Below are 18,307 nucleotides of genomic sequence, written 5' to 3'. Positions count from 1 at the left end.
CAGCCATCATTTTCAATTTTGGAATTTATCTCACTTAAGAGTAAGCCAAGAAATGAAGCTGCAAAAGATTCAGTTGATGTCTTTACTGAAGTCTCCAAGGAATAAAAATCCTTGGGATTACTAAAAAAGTTCTCCTCTGCTGAATTTAACTCTTCTACGAGAGTGTTTAATAGTGTTACAATTGACATGAGAGTAACAGCTCCTTTCGTTTTTTGTTTTGTGGTGAAACTATTATAACAAAAGGTTGTTACTCTCATTTTTATTTTTCTTTATTCAACTGACAAAATCTTTACTCTATTCTAGCTTTCGCTAATTCTTTACAATACCACATTCAATTCCTGTCACTAGTATCCTAAGCAGTCTTTTTTTCTTCCTTTGCCTTATGTGCTTCTCGGATAGCTGCTTCAATACCTAGTGAAAATGCGAAATTTTGTATATTAAATTTTCCACCACAATATGTGAATTTAAGATATGTAAATATTCCTAAGAACGCTCCAACCTTTAATTTTTCCACATCGGCAATTGGTATATCGTAGATTACTTCGCCAACGCCTGTTTTAAATTGGTAATCAAAGATAACTAGATTATCACCTTTTAACCCTAAGCCAATGTATCCGTATCCTTGTGGAAGTCTTTTTGCATTTGCCACTGAAAAAAGCTTTCTTTCGTCAATTTTCCCATCCGAGTATAGTTTTGCTGCAACTTCTTTAATATTCATTTTGTTCTCCCTTGTTGTATTTTTTATTCAGCAATTTTGCTGTAATAATTCTTATTCAGCTCATAAACATTGTAAGACCAATTCTCTTTTGGCTTTACAGAATTTAAATGTGCACAAAGTTCCTTCACCTTGGTACTCTTTGTGAAATAATAATATCCTACAGGATTTCTCATATCTGTAGCTTCACCATCGAATCCTACGATTTCATATACTTCATTTCCAACCTTGCCATCCCAGTTGTTTACAGGAACTTTGCTAACATTGTACTTGTAATTATTTTGCACTGATGCATTTTGTGAAACTTCTTCGATAATTTTGTCTGCCTCATTCTTGGCTTTACTCTCGCTAGTATAAAAGCCTGCATTAATAGCATTATCTGATTCACCCTCAAGTATTTCAAGATTGTACAGTGCAAACGTGTTTTTAGCCGCTTTATGCCTTTGTATAATAAAACCGATAAAAGTAATGATTAGTACACTAATAAGACCGGAATTATGTTGTATAAAATCTAGTATTGTGTTTTGCATGTTGTTATTCTCCAGTAATTATTTTCTTTTCCTCTCAGGTGCCACCCACTTGCTCTTTACACCCTCAGGTGTGCCCATGAACTCCTCCATTGTAGCTGATGTTTCAGAGTTAATGCCGTCTCGCTTTAAAACTGCCTTAACTGTGTCTACTATAATCTGGCAATCCAGCGCAAATGATACATTTTTAGTATACCATACATCCATTGCAAATTTGTCTTCCCAGCTAACAGAGTTGCGTCCATGAGCTTGGGCGTAGCCAGTGAGGCCTGGTCGTACGTCATGACGATGTTTCTGCTCTTCGTTGTAACGAGGCAGATAACGAACTAGAAGAGGTCGAGGGCCTATAATAGCCATATCACCTACCAAAATATTAAATAGCTCTGGTAGCTCATCTAAAGATGATGCACGTAGGAATCTGCCATATTTATTAAGTCGAATCTCGTCCGGAAGCAACTGTCCATTTACATCACGACGATTATCCATTGTTCTAAATTTCACTAGCTTAAATACTTTGCCGTTTAAACCTGGGCGCTCCTGAGTGAAGAATGGATTACCACCCATAAAAATAAAACCTAATATCATTAATACTAAAAGTAATGGGGACAGAATTACTATCCCCATTAAAGATAATGTAAAATCAATTAATCTTTTAATAAATTTCGAATACATTTGAATACCTTACTTTATTTTTTTTGCTGGTGTTCCGACATAAACTCCTGGACTATCAATATTTTTTACTACACACGCACTTGCCCCTACAATAAAATCACTAACTACGTTAAGTCCCTGGATTATCTGCATTCCTGTGCCAAATTCAACGCATTCACCAATGTTACAGCATCCAGATACATTAACACTAGGATACATCGTAACATAATCATTTATTATATCATCATGTCCTAATGTACAATCTAAGTTGATAATAACATGATTTCCTATAGTAACATCGACTGTTATAATCGTCCCAGCACATATAATTGTACCTTCACCAACTTTGACACGTTTAGACATAACTACAGATGGATCTATAAGTGTTGCAAAATGAATATCAAAACCACTTATCTTTTCTATTATCTTCTTTCTAATTTTTGCATTACCTACGGCGCAAACGACATAAGCATCTGTGCAATTAGCTAAGTAAGATATCCCACCTAGAACAGGGTAATCATCTATTACAGAATTCCATATCTTTTCATTGTCATCTATAAATCCTTTTATATTCCATGTAGTATTGGCCGCATTTATTCTTTCTGTGAGCCAAGCAACTTCTTTACCAAAGCCACCTGCACCAATTATATATAAGTCTTTCTATACCTCTGTGTTCTTTCAATCCATTTTGTTACATTATAAAACTTCTTCAATGATCTAATTGCTAATTTACTCCCATAAATGTCCTACCAATTAAACTAAAACTGACTATAATTCTTTTATCTTAAATATATTCAAATGCGCTAAACTTTTCGACATTAATTTTTTTATCTTTATATTGAACATATACATTTTTCTGGCTATTGTTTTTGTATGATTCCAATAAACTATTGATATTGTCAAAATCTAAATCTGAATAAGCTACAATATCTACATCCTCTATTTGCCGATGTATTTATTATACATCCTTTTCCAATATTAGTCCCAGCAGATACAACAGCATTAGCCATAATAACTGTTCCTATACCTATATTAACATCATACCCAGTTAATAAAGCTATATCCGCCTTAGCACGTTCTTCTTGCACTGCTGTTATGCAGTTGCTTTCCTCATAGGTAGTGTAGTTGTATCCATTAGACCAACCTGGGACATGCTTTTCATCCTGTAATCCCATTGCAACAAATGCCCACAATGCGAGAGCCACACTCCATATTGTTCCATAGACAAAAGATGTGTACATAATCATCGGAATGAACAGTACTCCTAAGAACAAAGTGATAATCTGAACCATTCTAGAGATACGTAACTTGTCCATAATATCCACCAGCTTTTGGTACAACAAGGCCAGCCCAAAACAGTTAAGAAACTGGAATCCCATTACATTGTAATCCCCAAACACAAAATTATAGATAAAAAGAATAGCTTTGCCTTTTTAAATATTTTATCATCATTTAGCTTTTCCTCAATAATATTAAAAATACCTCGTTCATTCAATGCAAGTAGAATAGATACACAGACAATGAGAAAAACTACATTAATAACAACATTATCCTTACAAAAGAATGTCACTTCATACGCTTCACTTGTTATGTAGCATGTGGAAATCATCCCCATAATAGATATTATTGAAAAAATGGCCGTAGCAAATAAAACTACGACCATTCTATAGACATTAACAATCCCGCGCAATAATACTCCCATTTTTCATAACTCCTTTTAACTTATTATAACAAGATTCGCATACTCACCTGTCAGCTAAATATCCCCATTCTCTTCAACATCCTTGTGTAATACTATTGCAATAAATAGCGCGTACAGAACAAAATTAGGATAAACATATCTAAAATAGCTAACTGGCCCCAATAAGTAGGTTGCCCACAGTAGCAACGCAGGCATAAACACTATTATCTTCTTATAATCTTTTTTTACCAATAATAACAAAATACCAATCAACATAACCCATATTGGCGTATTGATTCCAAACAACACTCGAATTATTGGTTTATCCAAGGCTGAAAAGTCCCCTATCTTTTCATAGAAATCCATAAGAAATGGTATTTTGGAATCCCTTTCGAACTGATATGCACATAATCCTATGTCAGTTTCTATATAAAATCTATCCGAAAATGAATCAACAGTACTAGCTAATGGATACCAAAATGGTATATTCAAATTCAAGAAAGCTCTAACATATTTCTCAGGATATTTTTTTAAGTATTTCGCCCATAGCTTCAAAAACTTTCCATAATTTTCCTGTAAATTTGTTTTGTATAGTGCATCCTTTGCAGGATCATAAAGTCTAGGATTATATTGTTCCTTTAAAAGTGGGACATCATATATAAACTCTGTAATTCCAATCCAATCCTCTGCTGTAAAGTTCTGCCCATCTTCTAATATCACAAGAGCAAGCTGTTGAACGGGCACTGCTGACATTTCTACTTTATCATCGAGAACTTTAATATCATATTTTTCATAAATTGGTCCAGTAATAAATTTGAAAACAATCAACGCAATTAATGTTGATACAGTTAAATACAGCTTTATTTTCTTACTTATCTTAGCAAGTATAATAATGATAAAAACTACTAAAACCATAACATATAAAGTATTATTTCTAAATAACATTGCAAATAGTAGGTTTATAGAAAACACAACATACTCATATAGTTTTAGCTTTGTCGAATCAATAACAAGCTTATAGATAAAAATGGTCATTCCTATAAAAAAGCATGTAAAATAAACATCTTTTGTAGGTTCCATCGCCATCATCGGCATTACTGGATTAATTGTAAAGAAAAGATAGAGAAGAATTACTTCCCATTTTTTCCTAAGCAAATGTTTAACTATAAACTGAATCATATATGCGAATACCGCTGCAACTATGATTATTTGAGGAACTGTATAAATTACAATTGGTTCTATACCTGTCAACTTTCCTAATGACATGCACCAGCTAAAGAGCATAGTATGTATAGGCGGCTGATGAGTAGTGGCAGGGAATATCCCAGCAATAATATTTACTTGTTCTGGCATATCGTATGAAAGCACACCTGGGTAATAAGCAAGGTAGCAAGGCAGCCAACACACAAATAATACAAGCCATGTTATCGCCCATGCTTTAATATGTGAACCCTTTATAGTTCCAGTAATTACTTTTTTTTGAAAATCTGCATCCTCTGAGGTTATAATTAAAAACCATTTAAAGAAAAAATATAGTGCTGCTGTAGTAACTGTTGCTATAAGTATAATCAGTAAAATAGTAACTATAGTCGCTGAAGGAGTCGAAAATGCTCGTTCAAAACCATTGTACAAATATATTTGTCTACCTAAAATAAGAACTAAAGCATAAAACAAACCACTTATAGCCGCCATTCTTATCAATCTATTATTCTTTATACTAAATAAATCCATTTAATCTTTCCTTATTTCTATAATCCTATTTAAGTTTCTTCAAATACTCATCGGTAACTCTGTACAAATCCATTTCAAAATCCTGCCGATTCTTCTGATAAATTGTTTTAAGCACCAAGCCTGTAAAAAGCGAATGAATCGAAGCTATCATAACAAAACCACAGACAATAAGTGTTGGAAATTGAGGTACCAATCCTGTTTCTGCATATGTAACCAAAACTGGCACTAAAAAAATAATCGATAATACAAACAATACGGCTGCAGTTGTTCCAAAAAAGATATTAGGTCTATAAAATCTAAATAGTCTGAAAATCGTTTTCAGGACCTTCATTCCATCACCATAGGTATCAAGCTTCGAATCACTTCCTTCTGGTCTATCACGATATTCAATGATTACATTTTCTACATACATATTCTTATCTACAGCATGTATACTCATCTCTGTTTCAATTTCAAATCCTTTGGAGAGAACAGGGAATGTCTTAACAAATCTATACGAGAACGCTCTATACCCCGTCATAATATCTTTGATGTCATTCTTAAATAGTTTATTAATACTCCAACGCACAAGTGAGTTTCCAAAATTGTGAAAAGGTCTTTTGTTCTCCTCAAAATAGGTTGAAGATAGTCTATCGCCTACAATCATATCAGCTCTATCTTCCAATATTTTTTTGACCATTTGAGGCGCCGATTCTGCTGGATATGTATCATCTCCATCTACCATAAGATAACACTGAGCATCAATTTCAGAAAACATCCTTCTTACAACGTTTCCTTTTCCTTGCTGATGCTCGTATCTAACTACTGCTCCTGCTGCTCTTGCTACCTCATCTGTTCCATCAACAGAATTATTGTCATATACATATATAACAGCCTCTGGCAATACTTTTTTAAAATCAGACACTACCTTTCCAATAGTTAATGCCTCGTTATAGCATGGTATTAATATCGCTATTTTATCCAATATCTCCTGCTCCTTCTCTTTCTATCTTTTTTTCAAGCAATACGCTCCGAATAAAATCAATGACACTCCACTAACTAAATAAGCTAGTTTCCACAGTTTTCTAACCCGATAGGTAATAACTAATTTCCCATTATAACCTTTATCTAGTGTAACTGATAGTCTTTGATTATAACCACTTATAGTGTTAAATACCTCGCCTGTATTCAAATCATGTACTTCCAAATAATCATAATACGCTACAGGGAAAGATACTGTACAATTCTCCTTGACTTTATTGACATTATAAATCTTATTGTTCTTTCTATCTGTATCATGCAGCATAATGCTCACAGAATTTTGCGGGTCTATTTTTACACTAGTATCATATAATATTGTACTATCCATACCTGCTGGCAAATAAAGGGCATCAGTCCAAATATTAGAGCTTATATCTAAATTCTTCTCACCAACAGCATTATTCATAAACCCTGTAAAGAAATGTCCTGCTATTATAATAGCTAATGCGCCAAGCACTACAGAGATTCTATTTCCAACCGGATTTAAAGAGAATAATCTTATTTCCCTCTTTTCGATGATTTGGACAGAATATACAGTTACTATTGTAATAAAGATTGTAGCAAGTGCTAGATATCTCCACACAAACTGTACCGAAGTCAGTAAGATTAGTAAAGAATTCTGCTTGTAAGCCAAATCCTTCCATGGAAAGTAACTTGTCGAGAGCCAAAGTGTCAAAACGGCGAATATGCATACAGTTCTAATAACACTCCAATGTTGTTTTTCTTCCACTGACATATCCCATGTGTTTTTATAACAACAAACCACCGCAAACAGCAATAGACCTAAAACTAATGAAAATCCAAGTGTCAATGGCATTTCGCTTCTTGTTCCATAGTCAATATTAACCCCACTGTCTGTCATAAATAGATTAAATAGTTGTCCTATACTTATCCCACTACTTTGAAGATTAGCAGATATATTATCTGCATTTACACTAAGTCCCTGTTTAAATGTATCTAAGAAAGGGACAATGAAAAAACAGTTTAATAATAGAACTGATATTATAGATTCTATTAATACCAAAATAATCTTAATTGTTCTTTTGATATAAATAATGGCAAATGCAAATATGAACCAGGCCAGCATTTCTACCGTAAGTACATGGCTTTCTATAATACCAGACACGCCCAAAATCAATGGTATACAGTCTCTGAATTTTGGCTTTTCTATCTCAAAATACAGCCTATAAATCCCTGCAATTATTAATGGCAAAAATGCCATTGCTGTATACTCTCCTACCGCAGACCTTACATAAACATTACACAAGCGATAAGCAGCCAACATATATAGAACTGTTCCTAGTAATGCATACTTTCGTTCTTTAAAAATAGCCTTAAAGCTGAACATTGATATTGTTATTGTTACCAGATTAATCAGCAATACATATATATTGTAACATGCAGATATGGTATATCCCAACAAATGCAAAACTGCTGGAATATATAAAAATATATTACCGTACATCAATAACGAAACATATCCATAGCCATTCAATGCATCAGACTGATATAATGCTGGAAAATTTCCATACCGTAACTCATTTGCAATAGATGCAATACGGTTAGCATGAAACTCATAATCCTGCCACTCCACATAATATACCAAGGAGTTTCCAATAAATGCTGGAAGTGACACAAATATAGCAAATGCTATAATGCCAACAATCCAAATTCTGTCCTCAGGAGATTTTTCCTTTAGCTTATAATACAATACGCTAATCACGGAAAACACAATTAGCTCTGTTAGTAGAAAACCTAATTTCCACAATTTGGACTCTTTTAGAATCAGCGAATGTATCTGTGTTTTACCATAACCAGTAAAACTAAAATTAAGATTCATTTCGTCCGAGCCCTGCACAGATTTAACCCATAGAGGTGTCTCAACCCATTTCTTATAATCATAGAGTTTAACATCTTCCATCTCAAATTTATCTTTATTTCGCCCCGAAAGTGATAAATATGTGATTGGGTTATTATCAGTAGCTACATCATATTCAGTATCATAATCTATATATAGATAATACATTCCAAACGGTATATTCTTGATACTTAGATATGCTGCATTGACAGAATTACTAAAATCAATAGATATATTCTCCGACCATACAGCATTATAATCAATTGAACCATCTGAATAGCCTACATAATCATATACAGGAGATTCTGTATTAAACTCAGGCGTGTCACCTAAAAGGTCTATCTCAATAGGCTTCCTTAAGAAAAGAGCAATAAAAGAAGCCACGAAAACTACGCAAAATGCTATGACTAGCTTTTTGCGTTTGATATTATTTATTCTCATATTACATTCATCCTTAAAATATTCTATGCTCACCTAGTATAGCACAAGCCTATTATTATTTGAATTAAAATATGACGTGTATAAGCCAACTACAAGCTAACACAACTTCCGCTCCCTTAACAATCTTCTCTGCATAATCCCTAATATAAATAAGCATATCACTGTAAACAACGATATTATTTCAGCTACTCGCCACAAAACAGGTTCAGTATATTTTACAGCAAATACACCATCATATTCTGCCGGTATCATGACTCTTAGACATCTGTTATCGCCTTGCTTTAGGGTCAATTTATCATCATTCGTTTTGTAGTAGCGATACCCAGCAACTGGTAAATCAATGTATTGATCATTATCCGTTTTGTTATTAAGGTCAATGGTATAATTAGTTCCTCTTTTATCTAATATTTCTGCTTCAATATCATCATCAGATAATTTTATAGATGAATCCTGCATTAGCTCTGTATCTACTCCAGCTAGAGCAAAATTGTCCACATCCCCAAAAGTATCCATATTAGCATCTGTTAGATAGCTATAATATCTTGTCTGCTCGTTAAGTTCCTGTGAATAATAATCTATTCCCTGAAATAGCGTAATACCAACTACAATGCTATATAATACATTCTTGTAGTGTATATTTGACTCAAATTCCACGGCAAGTAAATAAAACAAGACTACTGTAATTATAGTAGCCAAATTTAAATACCGCCATGGGAATTGAATAGCAGCAATTATCTTGTATATAACCGGACTATTTTTTAGCAACCATTCATATGGGAAATAAGCAGTAGACATATATGTAACAATCAAGTCTATAAATATAAGCTGTCGAATCAATATAGGATTCTTCAGATCTTTTCTTGTCAAAATAATAATTACAGCTACAAATATAACCACTATGCACGCAATACCCATTGTTAGCGGCATCTCTTGAGCAATTCCTCCAATAACAGAATTTCCTTCGATTAAATAATCATGGGTAAACAATTGGGAAAAATATATTCCATGTTTCTGAATACTAGCCTCTGTACTTACTGAACCTGCTCCTATCCCCTCATTCAAATAATAATCTATAAGTGGCAGTAAAATGCCAGCATTTAAAAGTACTAAGATTACACCATTTTTTAACATCTTGCAGATGTTACTTATGAACAATGTCTTTTTATATTGTAGAATCAAAAACAAAATTATTGCCTCTGCCACCAATAATACTGTTAACGGATGACTTGTTATGATTCCAGTTACTCCTATAATAAATGCGTAACTAATACTTTTTTCGGTATAATATATTTCATATAATCCCAACACAATCAATGGCAGGAACATCAATGCTGTATATTCCCCTAAGGCAGCACGAGTATATAAATCTATTAATCGCCACATAGAAAAACTATACATAAAAGAGCATACTAAGGCTAGCGTCTCTTTTTTCCCAATTTTTAAGAATGCATAATAAGATACACAAATCGTAGATATATTTATAAATAATAGGTAGCATTTGTAGGAACTATATAAAGGCATTCCTATCAAGTACAAAAACGCAAATGGATATAGCAATAAGTCTGGATATGTGACTCCTGTTGCAGCTCCGTATCCATTTAACCAATTTGGTTGTAATCGAACTGGAAAATCACCATTACGTATTCCTTCTGCCAGGCCTGCTATTCTAAACATATGAAAACGTACATCATGTCCATGAAGAACATATGGCACTGTCAATGGTAAACTTGTTAGAATTATGAAAGAAACTAAGATTAAATGTTCTTTCTTAATCTGTCCATTTTTATAGTAAACAAATAATACCATGCACACATCAAGTAACAAAAGAAGTAACAACATTTTGCCTGCAAAATAGAATCCACTTAGTGTCTTGCTGTAATCTAAACCAGCATTCACAACTTCTAATTCCGCATTAACACTAGTTTCATTGTTTAGGAAAAATGTTCCACCATTTTGTATATATACCCGATAACTGATATGCTGCTGAAAAGGTAGCAATGAATTTCGTTCTACGATTATATCTGACTTAGAACCATCTATTGCAGCCATTGTAGACGTTGCATCATATGAATTAGAATTGTAATCTAAATTTACTATATATACACCTTTTTCTAATAATATGGCCTTAGAATTGATATTATTAATTTCATCATTTGAATCTGAATAAAGATTCAATCCCTCAGTTTCAATGGCATTAAATTCATGTGTATAGTAATGTCCCCATATCAGTGATACGGCAAACATCTCAATAAAGACTATTGCCGCAATAATAATTTTATTATTTTTCATTTTCGATAACATTCTCCTCATGTAAATATTAGTCTAGTATAACTGTCAAAAGATACGCGCATACTACAACCTTGACTTCAGGATAAATCTCAGAATCCCTTTCCAAAGCAACAGCATACTTAACTCCCTAAGTGCCGACAAAATATGAGTCGCTAATAATAAAATGCATCTTTGACATGTCATGCAGGAACTAAATACTATCAATTATTCTGAACAATATAATCATCTACATTCTTTTCGCTAGAGGAAAAATTCATACCGATACTTATTATTTTATGACCGTTTTTCTTTTTTATTAAGTACTGTTCAGGATATCGCTTTTCTTTTATCTGATTCATGGCTTCCTGCGCTGTTTTATCAATCTTACATTCAATAACATATATATTATCGCCTGCCTCCAATGTCGCATCCACCCTACCTATATTTGTCATGGATTCAGCAGAAATATCCATACCACACATCTTAAATGTCAAATATAAAATTGATTGATAGTATTTCTCATTTCGCACCTGAATTCCATAAGGCACACTAGCAAAAACAGACTTAAGAATATTAATCATATCTTCAACATCTCCTACATAAGCAGACTTTTGTAGTGCCGACGCAAAAGTATTAATTTCTGAGATTGATTTACCTATATAAACCGTTGCCAAATCCGTCTCAAAAGACAGTTGAACTTCTTTGTTTGGATACTTTAATCTATATGCCAAAATATTGTTCTTCTCATCTCTATCACCAATGGTTAGGTAACCAGTCTGTAGTAGTAGCTGGGTTACAGTCTGTGAATCAACATCATTTTCACAAAGCGACATTATATCAAATGAATTAAAAGAGATATCCGTCACCACAGCATCATTTATACTTTCAACAGAGATTTTTTGTTTCTTAGCAAAATTTACTAAAATCACAGGTGTCGCTGTAGCATACCAGTAATTTCTAAATTCATAATTATCTGAGAAAAATCGACCAACTGATACTGGGTTATAAACCTTTTCTCCATTAAAAGAAAACTTAAATCCATCGTACCATAACGCCAATTTGTCAATCATTTCCTTATTTGAACAAACGTTCTTTTCTGACGCCCGGCAAATATGCTCTCCAAAATAATTTTGAAGTTCAGCATTTGTATATCCAACAGCTACAGAAAATTTATCACTTCTACTAATATCTATCAGATTATTAAGTTTGCTGAAAATAGAAACCTGGCTAAGCCTAGTAATACCTGTGATAAAAACAAATCGTTCCATTGATTCATAGCCTTTAATTATCTGATAGAAGGCCTCCATTGTTCTGCTTATTTGTTTAACACCTTTACCGTCTTCAAGATTATTAGTTATAGGACGGTCATATTCGTCAACAAGTATTACCACACCTACTTCATACTTGTTATAAAGTGCCTTAATTAGCTCTCCAAAGAGTATTGCAGGGCTAGAGCCTTGAATTTCAACATCGTATTTCCGTGCTATACCATTGATTTCAAGTTTTATCCATTCCTCTAAATTCGCACATGTCGAACTATCGCTCCTACCGAAATCAATGTGAATAATTGGATATACAGGCCATAAATAATCGGTTTTATAAATATAAAGGCCTTTAAACAACTCTTTTTCACCCAAGAAAACAGATTCAAGCGTGCTCACAGTAAGACTTTTTCCAAATCGTCTGGGCCTAGAAAAGAAAAACTGTCCAAATGGTTCTTTTATCATCTCATAAATGTATTTTGTTTTATCGACGTATAAATAATCTGATTCTATTAAGTTTTTAAACGTAGAAATTGAAGTATTTATTTTCTTCATCATCTAAATCCTTACTTTATTTTGTTTATCTGTTCCAAATACATTGTTCCTGTTCTGTGGCAGACAGTCAACTAAAATCAAAGGTCTCCTATGGGAAGGGATTCATGCGAAAAGACCTTTTGCTGAATTCATTAAGTCTGTTGGCACTGAAGCCTTACGTTCCAATCAGCCTTTATTCCGCATCGTCGTTAACACATGCATATTAGTAATAACATAAAAAATAGCATCTATATCCTTCCCTGCTTTTAGCTTTTGGTTAAAATCTTTATTAAACACATCCATGTAGTTTTTCTTATATGTTTTAACGCTCAATCTCTTATATGTTTTGACAATAATATCCTTATAAATTTTTCGACTCTGTATAATCGTCACTACCTTGTTTAAGGAAATAGCACCTGTGAACAAACCAAAAGCTATAGTAATAATGGTGTTAGGAACTGAATCGTTAAGTTGCTTATACCATATTATCTGGCGCACCATCAATATAGCAACAATAATATCACTATTATCCTGTATTAATTGCAACTTTCTTAATATATTTGACTCAAGCCATTTAAACCAACTATCGTACTCTGTTAATGAGTAACCATACATTGACTTACTTTCAAATTTTTCACTTGCATGCATACGCATTTTGTTAATCTGTTCCAACGAATATGGACTATATCGTTCACCTAATACATTAAAATGAGCCCATAATATATTAGAATCCTTGCTATAATCTTCTGTAAAATGAGACATACAGGTTATACCATAATAATCCCAGTATGGAGAAATATCCGTATCCCCCAATTCAGCTATACTCTCTCTTGTCATTTCACTTCCAAAAAATACTGGTGTAATATCATAGGATATTGTGGGAATATCTTCTTCATTAGAATTATGATAATACTTAACTGATTTATCATTAATTTCGCTACCACCATTAACAGAACAATAATACTGATTGGAGTCCGTCATCTTATTATTTCTCTTTGTATATATACAGTATCCATCGTTAGTTATTATATTCCCGGATATATTTATGTTATGAACATTTAATGACAGTGATAAATACTTATTTATTGCCGCAAGCTCTTCATCAAAATTAACAGCATTTTCTAATTCATTTTTCAGTGTATTCTGCGCCTTTACTTCGCATTGCTCAAAATCTCTATTAATTCTTGCTAAAGATGGTTCTCCTTCTTTAACATCAGTGTCCAAAAAAGGATGTTCTAACAATTCACCTATATACCTTCCTTCAATGGTAAAATGCAATCCCATGATGGTCATATATGAAGTTCTTCCAAGAGACATTGTCATCTTATTTACTTTATTATTGCCTATTGATGGTGGTGTAAAAGCGATTTGTTTTAGTCTAGGAATTACCCCAGAATACAAAGCATAGTTATCTGAAGTAAATAAATCTTTGTTTTCTTCAGTATAGACTTCTGCAAAATCTACACATCGCTTTGATGATCCTATCTTGCACTTAACAGTACTAAATTTATCTATTAAGTCATCTGACGGGCGACCATAGATTCTGGTTACATCCTTAGTTTTGTCAGTGATATACACCTGTTTAGACTCTTTAAGTTCTTTAAGCAGTCCTTTATCTATATCATAAAAATCTATACCAAAACACCAGATGTTGGCTAGCAAACATCTGGCATATAAAGCTTTTCTATACTGCTCATAGGTATAAGTATAATCAGGCGGACATGTATTATCATCGCTATTTTTATCAATACAGAACATTTTATCAGCGTTTTTTAGTTCCTTGAGAAAGGCTTCTTTTGAACGATAAAAATTATCCTCATTTTTTATACCAATACCAAGCGCAATATCCCTGTAATCTGGAAAATCCATTGTTGCTATCATCCCAAAAGAATTCTTACTTTCAGCAGAAAATTCCGGATATAATACTGCAACATTCTCAGATTTATCTTCTTCGGAGCTGTTTGGATTTTCTTTTCTTATTGAATCCTCAAAACTACCTACAATATTCAACTTGTTGTTATCATGAGGTCTAAATAAATGAATAAAATTTCTATCATGTCCACTATCTTTAAAAGTTTCTTTAGCAGCTTTATTCAATTTAGGTATTGATTCTTTTTCAATCATAAATTTTTGTCCTCACAAATACAATTCAGAAAACATAATCTTCTTAAAAATTTTTTTGATCTCGAATCAAGAGGCTTATCTTCTGCGCTGAGTATACATAATACCAACGCCTAAAACTATGCACTCTTTTGTTCATCCCCAGCTTTGTTTGCATTTCTAATAGCCTCTTCAATCCCCAACGAAAATACGAAATTCTGTATGTTAAACTTTCCTCCACAATATGTAAATTTAAGATATGTAAATATTCCTAAGACTGCTCCAACTTTTAGTTTTTCAACATCAACAAGCGGAATATCATAAATAACTTCGCCAACGCCCCTTCTTAATTCATAATCAAAAATAATCAGGTTATTATCTTTCATACCTAAGCCAATGTATCCATACCCTTGTGGTAGCCTTTTGGCATTAGCTACAGAAAAAAGTTTTCTTTCGTCAATTTTTCCTTCCGAATATAGTTTTGCTGCATAAAATCTAGTATTGTGTTTTGCATTTTGTTATTCTACCTAATTATTATCTTAAACTACTTAATCTTTTTAGTAGGCATTCCCACATAAGTACCAGCATAATCAATATTCTTTACTACACACGCACTTGCCCCTACAATAGAATCACTAACTACGTTAAGTCCTTGAATTATCTGCATTCCTGTTCCTAATTCGACACACTCACCAATGTTGCAACATCCAGATACATTAACACTAGGATACATCGTAACATAATCATTTATTATATCATCATGTCCTAATGTACAATCTAAGTTGATAATAACATGGTTTCCTATAGTAACATCGACTGTTATAATCGTCCCAGCACATATAATTGTGCCTTCACCAACTTTGACACGTTTAGACATAATTACAGATGGATCTATAAGTGTTGCAAAACGAATATCTAATCCACTCAGCTTTTCAATTATCTTCTTTCTAATTTTTGCATTACCTACAGCGCAAACAACGTAGGCATCTTCACAATTAGCTAAATAAGATATTCCACCAAGCACAGGATAATCATCAATTATAGAATTCCATATCTTTTCATTGTCGTCTATAAATCCTTTTATATTCCATGTATTATTGGTAGCATTTATTCTTTCTACAAGCCAAGCAACTTCACGACCAAAACCACCTGCACCAATTATATATAAGTCTTTCATGATATACCTCTAACTAATACTTCAACCCATTTATTCACATCATATAATTTTTTTAAAGCAACAAAACTATTCTCTCCCCATTCATTTATATCAGCAGCTAAAATCGCATTTATCTTTTCAGCAAAAGCATTTGAATCATTACTTGGGCTCCACCATCCAAAACTATTTTCTTCAATAATATGTCCCACGTCGGTATTTATATCCGTCACAGCAAGAACTGGTATCTTGGCTTGCATATAACTTAACAATCTACTTGGAAAATTGGGAATAGTAAACCTATAATCTAAAAAAATAAGGCCAACATCACATGCTCCTACCATTGCGTCATAATCTTGTTTAGGAAGCCTTTTCATAAGCTTGATATTTGTAGGATTAGCCTCTTGTATATATTCATCTAATAGATGATAATCTGTACCATCACCTATAACCAAAAAGAAGGCCTTGGAATTCAAATTCTGAGACTTTAAACATTCTATAATAAAACTAACACATTGAGGTCTTCCAAGATTTCCACCATAAACAAATACGGTCTTATCGATGGGGATTCCATATTTTCTGCGAATTGATACTCTATCATAATTTGATACACTTTTATCCAATATTTCTATACAATTCGGGAATACCTCTATCATCTTAGTAGACAGGTTTGGATTGTGGGTAAGAATATACTTTCTATTTGCCTCACTCATACAACCAATTATATCTGAAATGCCATATAGTTTTTTTTCTTTTGTACGAAAATATTTATATATCAGACCTTTAATTCCACTTTTTTTTAGCATGCCCAAATCAACTGTATTTTGAGGAAATATATCCTTCAACATTAAATATGTTCTAGCATTATCTCTTTTTTTTATATATTCAACAGCTCCACATATTGTAATAGGTGGCGTAGGGTAAAGTACCAAATCAAACTTGATATCTGAATAATATTCTTTAATCGCTTTTACTAATTGGTATTCTATTGTTAAGGTTGATATTCCCTTCTCTATTATATTAGTCTTCTGAATGTTACCGATACGCAATTTTAATATTTTACAATTCGGCTCTTCTATAATATTAGTCTTTCCACCATTTCTTTTCTCGACAGGTGAAATAGCATATATATAATTATTCTTTTCCCTTAATTTTCTCAACACATCTGTATATATTCCACGTTCTTCAATTGAATAAAAATCTAACAATGATATAAACAATATATTCATTTAATTCCAGTCTCCATAAAAAATATATGTGATGTTTTCCTATAAATATGATTATAATCCGCTTTATTTGATAATATTAAATCATACTTCATTAGAATAATTTACTCCTATGTAGTAGAAGATTCATTTTGGGATAGTCAATAGTAGTCTACCTTCCTAACTAATAATTAACTGTATTATTTTATTAGTAACTCCCTAACATAATCAGTAGTCATAATCTTATCAACAGTACCCTGAACATCAAGACGCTTTGTATTGTGTGATGTGTATGCATCTGCCGCCATAGTATGAACCTGGCCATCTACAAAGAACTTGTCGTAGTTAAGGTCACGTCCATCTGGAAGAACACGGTAGTAGTTACCCATATCTACAGAACGAACGCACTCTTCGTTTGTCATAAGTGTCTCGAATAATTTCTCACCGTGACGTGTACCAATAATCTTTGTACCTGTGTCACCAAAGAGCTGCTGAACAGCCTTTGCAAGGTCACCGATTGTGCTGGCATCAGACTTTTGAACGAATAAATCACCTGGCTCGCCGTGCTCGAAAGCAAACATAACGAGAGCAACTGCCTCGTCAAGGTTCATAAGGAAACGAGTCATGTTAGGGTCTGTGATAGTGATTGGGTTGCCTGCTTTAATCTGGTCGATGAAAAGAGGAATAACTGAACCACGTGAGCACATAACGTTGCCGTAACGTGTAGTACAGATAGTAGTCTTACCAGCTGCAACACGAGCATTTGCGCCGATAACCTTTTCCATCATGGCCTTTGAAATACCCATAGCATTGATAGGGTAAGCAGCCTTGTCTGTTGAAAGACAAACAACACGCTGAACGCCTGCCTCAACTGCTGCGTGAAGAACATTGTCTGTACCTTCTACGTTTGTACGAACAGCTTCCATTGGGAAGAATTCGCATGAAGGCACCTGCTTAAGTGCTGCTGCGTGGAAGATGAAATCTACGCCTGGCATAGCATCCTGAACTGAACGCATGTTACGAACATCGCCAATGTAAAATTTAACCTTACCTGCAAGGTCTGGATGCTCAGCCTGAAGCTGATGTCTCATATCATCCTGCTTCTTCTCATCACGTGAGAAAATTCGGATTTCTTTTAAATCTGAATCTAAGAAATGTTTA

At 33.4% G+C, this 18,307-nt stretch carries 16 protein-coding genes and 1 pseudogene; all 17 read right to left on the bottom strand.

Going from position 1 to position 18,307, the window contains the following annotated elements:
- A pseudogene (locus BM097_RS16570) lies at positions 1-188 on the bottom strand (ISLre2 family transposase); the annotation flags it as partial.
- A gap of 164 nt (positions 189-352) precedes the next feature.
- On the bottom strand, positions 353-718 hold the full coding sequence (locus BM097_RS14625; protein WP_090551961.1) for a hypothetical protein: 366 nt from the start codon (positions 716-718) through the stop codon (positions 353-355).
- 23 nt (positions 719-741) lie between these two features.
- On the bottom strand, positions 742-1,245 hold the full coding sequence (locus BM097_RS14620; protein WP_090551957.1) for a hypothetical protein: 504 nt from the start codon (positions 1,243-1,245) through the stop codon (positions 742-744).
- An 18-nt stretch (positions 1,246-1,263) separates the two neighbouring features.
- On the bottom strand, positions 1,264-1,914 hold the full coding sequence (locus BM097_RS14615; protein WP_090551954.1) for a sugar transferase: 651 nt from the start codon (positions 1,912-1,914) through the stop codon (positions 1,264-1,266).
- A 9-nt stretch (positions 1,915-1,923) separates the two neighbouring features.
- Positions 1,924-2,538, bottom strand: coding sequence for a NeuD/PglB/VioB family sugar acetyltransferase (locus BM097_RS14610; RefSeq protein ID WP_255406681.1), 615 nt, complete (start codon positions 2,536-2,538; stop codon positions 1,924-1,926).
- 254 nt (positions 2,539-2,792) lie between these two features.
- Positions 2,793-3,272: a hypothetical protein gene (locus BM097_RS16565; protein ID WP_090551947.1), complete on the bottom strand. Its 480-nt coding sequence runs from the start codon at positions 3,270-3,272 to the stop codon at positions 2,793-2,795.
- Entirely contained in the window at positions 3,272-3,595 is a 324-nt protein-coding gene (locus BM097_RS14600; protein WP_090551943.1) for a hypothetical protein, read from the bottom strand. Before BM097_RS14600 ends, BM097_RS16565 begins: the two co-directional genes overlap by 1 nt.
- A 54-nt stretch (positions 3,596-3,649) precedes the next feature.
- Entirely contained in the window at positions 3,650-5,305 is a 1,656-nt protein-coding gene (locus BM097_RS14595; RefSeq protein ID WP_090551940.1) for a DUF6020 family protein, read from the bottom strand.
- Positions 5,306-5,330: 25 nt separating this feature from the next.
- On the bottom strand, positions 5,331-6,269 hold the full coding sequence (locus BM097_RS14590; protein ID WP_090551936.1) for a glycosyltransferase family 2 protein: 939 nt from the start codon (positions 6,267-6,269) through the stop codon (positions 5,331-5,333).
- A gap of 21 nt (positions 6,270-6,290) precedes the next feature.
- On the bottom strand, positions 6,291-8,624 hold the full coding sequence (locus tag BM097_RS14585; RefSeq protein ID WP_090551933.1) for a glycosyltransferase family protein: 2,334 nt from the start codon (positions 8,622-8,624) through the stop codon (positions 6,291-6,293).
- Positions 8,625-8,720: 96 nt separating this feature from the next.
- Positions 8,721-10,913 (bottom strand): hypothetical protein, encoded by a 2,193-nt coding sequence (locus BM097_RS14580; RefSeq protein WP_090551929.1) that lies wholly within the window; start codon positions 10,911-10,913, stop codon positions 8,721-8,723.
- A 200-nt stretch (positions 10,914-11,113) separates the two neighbouring features.
- Entirely contained in the window at positions 11,114-12,712 is a 1,599-nt protein-coding gene (locus BM097_RS14575; RefSeq protein ID WP_090551925.1) for an AAA family ATPase, read from the bottom strand.
- Between the two features lie 162 nt (positions 12,713-12,874).
- Positions 12,875-14,812 carry a hypothetical protein gene (locus BM097_RS14570; RefSeq protein ID WP_090551921.1) on the bottom strand — a complete coding sequence of 646 codons (1,938 nt, stop codon included), beginning with the start codon at positions 14,810-14,812 and terminating at the stop codon, positions 12,875-12,877.
- Positions 14,813-14,928: 116 nt separating this feature from the next.
- Complete coding sequence (locus tag BM097_RS14565; RefSeq protein WP_090551918.1) at positions 14,929-15,174, bottom strand: hypothetical protein; 246 nt, start codon at positions 15,172-15,174, stop codon at positions 14,929-14,931.
- Between the two features lie 158 nt (positions 15,175-15,332).
- Positions 15,333-15,965, bottom strand: a complete 633-nt coding sequence (locus tag BM097_RS14560; RefSeq protein WP_090551915.1) for an acetyltransferase — start codon at positions 15,963-15,965, stop codon at positions 15,333-15,335.
- The gene (locus tag BM097_RS14555) at positions 15,962-17,170 is read right to left on the bottom strand and encodes a glycosyltransferase family 4 protein (RefSeq protein ID WP_090551911.1); all 1,209 of its coding nucleotides are present in this window, start codon (positions 17,168-17,170) and stop codon (positions 15,962-15,964) included. Before BM097_RS14555 ends, BM097_RS14560 begins: the two co-directional genes overlap by 4 nt.
- A gap of 176 nt (positions 17,171-17,346) precedes the next feature.
- The coding region (locus tag BM097_RS14550) for a polysaccharide biosynthesis protein (protein ID WP_090551908.1) at positions 17,347-18,307 on the bottom strand (961 nt) is incomplete at its 5' end.

Source organism: Pseudobutyrivibrio sp. OR37 (assembly GCF_900113655.1).
GTDB lineage: Bacteria > Bacillota > Clostridia > Lachnospirales > Lachnospiraceae > Pseudobutyrivibrio.
Note: the sequence above shows the minus strand (reverse complement) of the source record. Positions and strands in the feature narration are given on the sequence as shown.

Excerpts from the sequence above, each read along its gene's own strand:
- BM097_RS14580 (WP_090551929.1), bottom strand. The coding sequence starts at position 10,913 with ATGAAAAATAATAAAATTATTATTGCGGCAATAGTCTTTATTGAGATG.
- BM097_RS14585 (WP_090551933.1), bottom strand. The coding sequence starts at position 8,624 with ATGAGAATAAATAATATCAAACGCAAAAAGCTAGTCATAGCATTTTGC.
- BM097_RS14575 (WP_090551925.1), bottom strand. The coding sequence starts at position 12,712 with ATGATGAAGAAAATAAATACTTCAATTTCTACGTTTAAAAACTTAATA.
- BM097_RS14615 (WP_090551954.1), bottom strand. The coding sequence starts at position 1,914 with ATGTATTCGAAATTTATTAAAAGATTAATTGATTTTACATTATCTTTA.
- BM097_RS14620 (WP_090551957.1), bottom strand. The coding sequence starts at position 1,245 with ATGCAAAACACAATACTAGATTTTATACAACATAATTCCGGTCTTATT.
- BM097_RS14555 (WP_090551911.1), bottom strand. The coding sequence starts at position 17,170 with ATGAATATATTGTTTATATCATTGTTAGATTTTTATTCAATTGAAGAA.
- BM097_RS14600 (WP_090551943.1), bottom strand. The coding sequence starts at position 3,595 with ATGGGAGTATTATTGCGCGGGATTGTTAATGTCTATAGAATGGTCGTA.
- BM097_RS14625 (WP_090551961.1), bottom strand. The coding sequence starts at position 718 with ATGAATATTAAAGAAGTTGCAGCAAAACTATACTCGGATGGGAAAATT.
- BM097_RS16565 (WP_090551947.1), bottom strand. The coding sequence starts at position 3,272 with ATGGGATTCCAGTTTCTTAACTGTTTTGGGCTGGCCTTGTTGTACCAA.
- BM097_RS14560 (WP_090551915.1), bottom strand. The coding sequence starts at position 15,965 with ATGAAAGACTTATATATAATTGGTGCAGGTGGTTTTGGTCGTGAAGTT.
- BM097_RS14595 (WP_090551940.1), bottom strand. The coding sequence starts at position 5,305 with ATGGATTTATTTAGTATAAAGAATAATAGATTGATAAGAATGGCGGCT.
- BM097_RS14565 (WP_090551918.1), bottom strand. The coding sequence starts at position 15,174 with ATGAAAGATAATAACCTGATTATTTTTGATTATGAATTAAGAAGGGGC.
- BM097_RS14570 (WP_090551921.1), bottom strand. The coding sequence starts at position 14,812 with ATGATTGAAAAAGAATCAATACCTAAATTGAATAAAGCTGCTAAAGAA.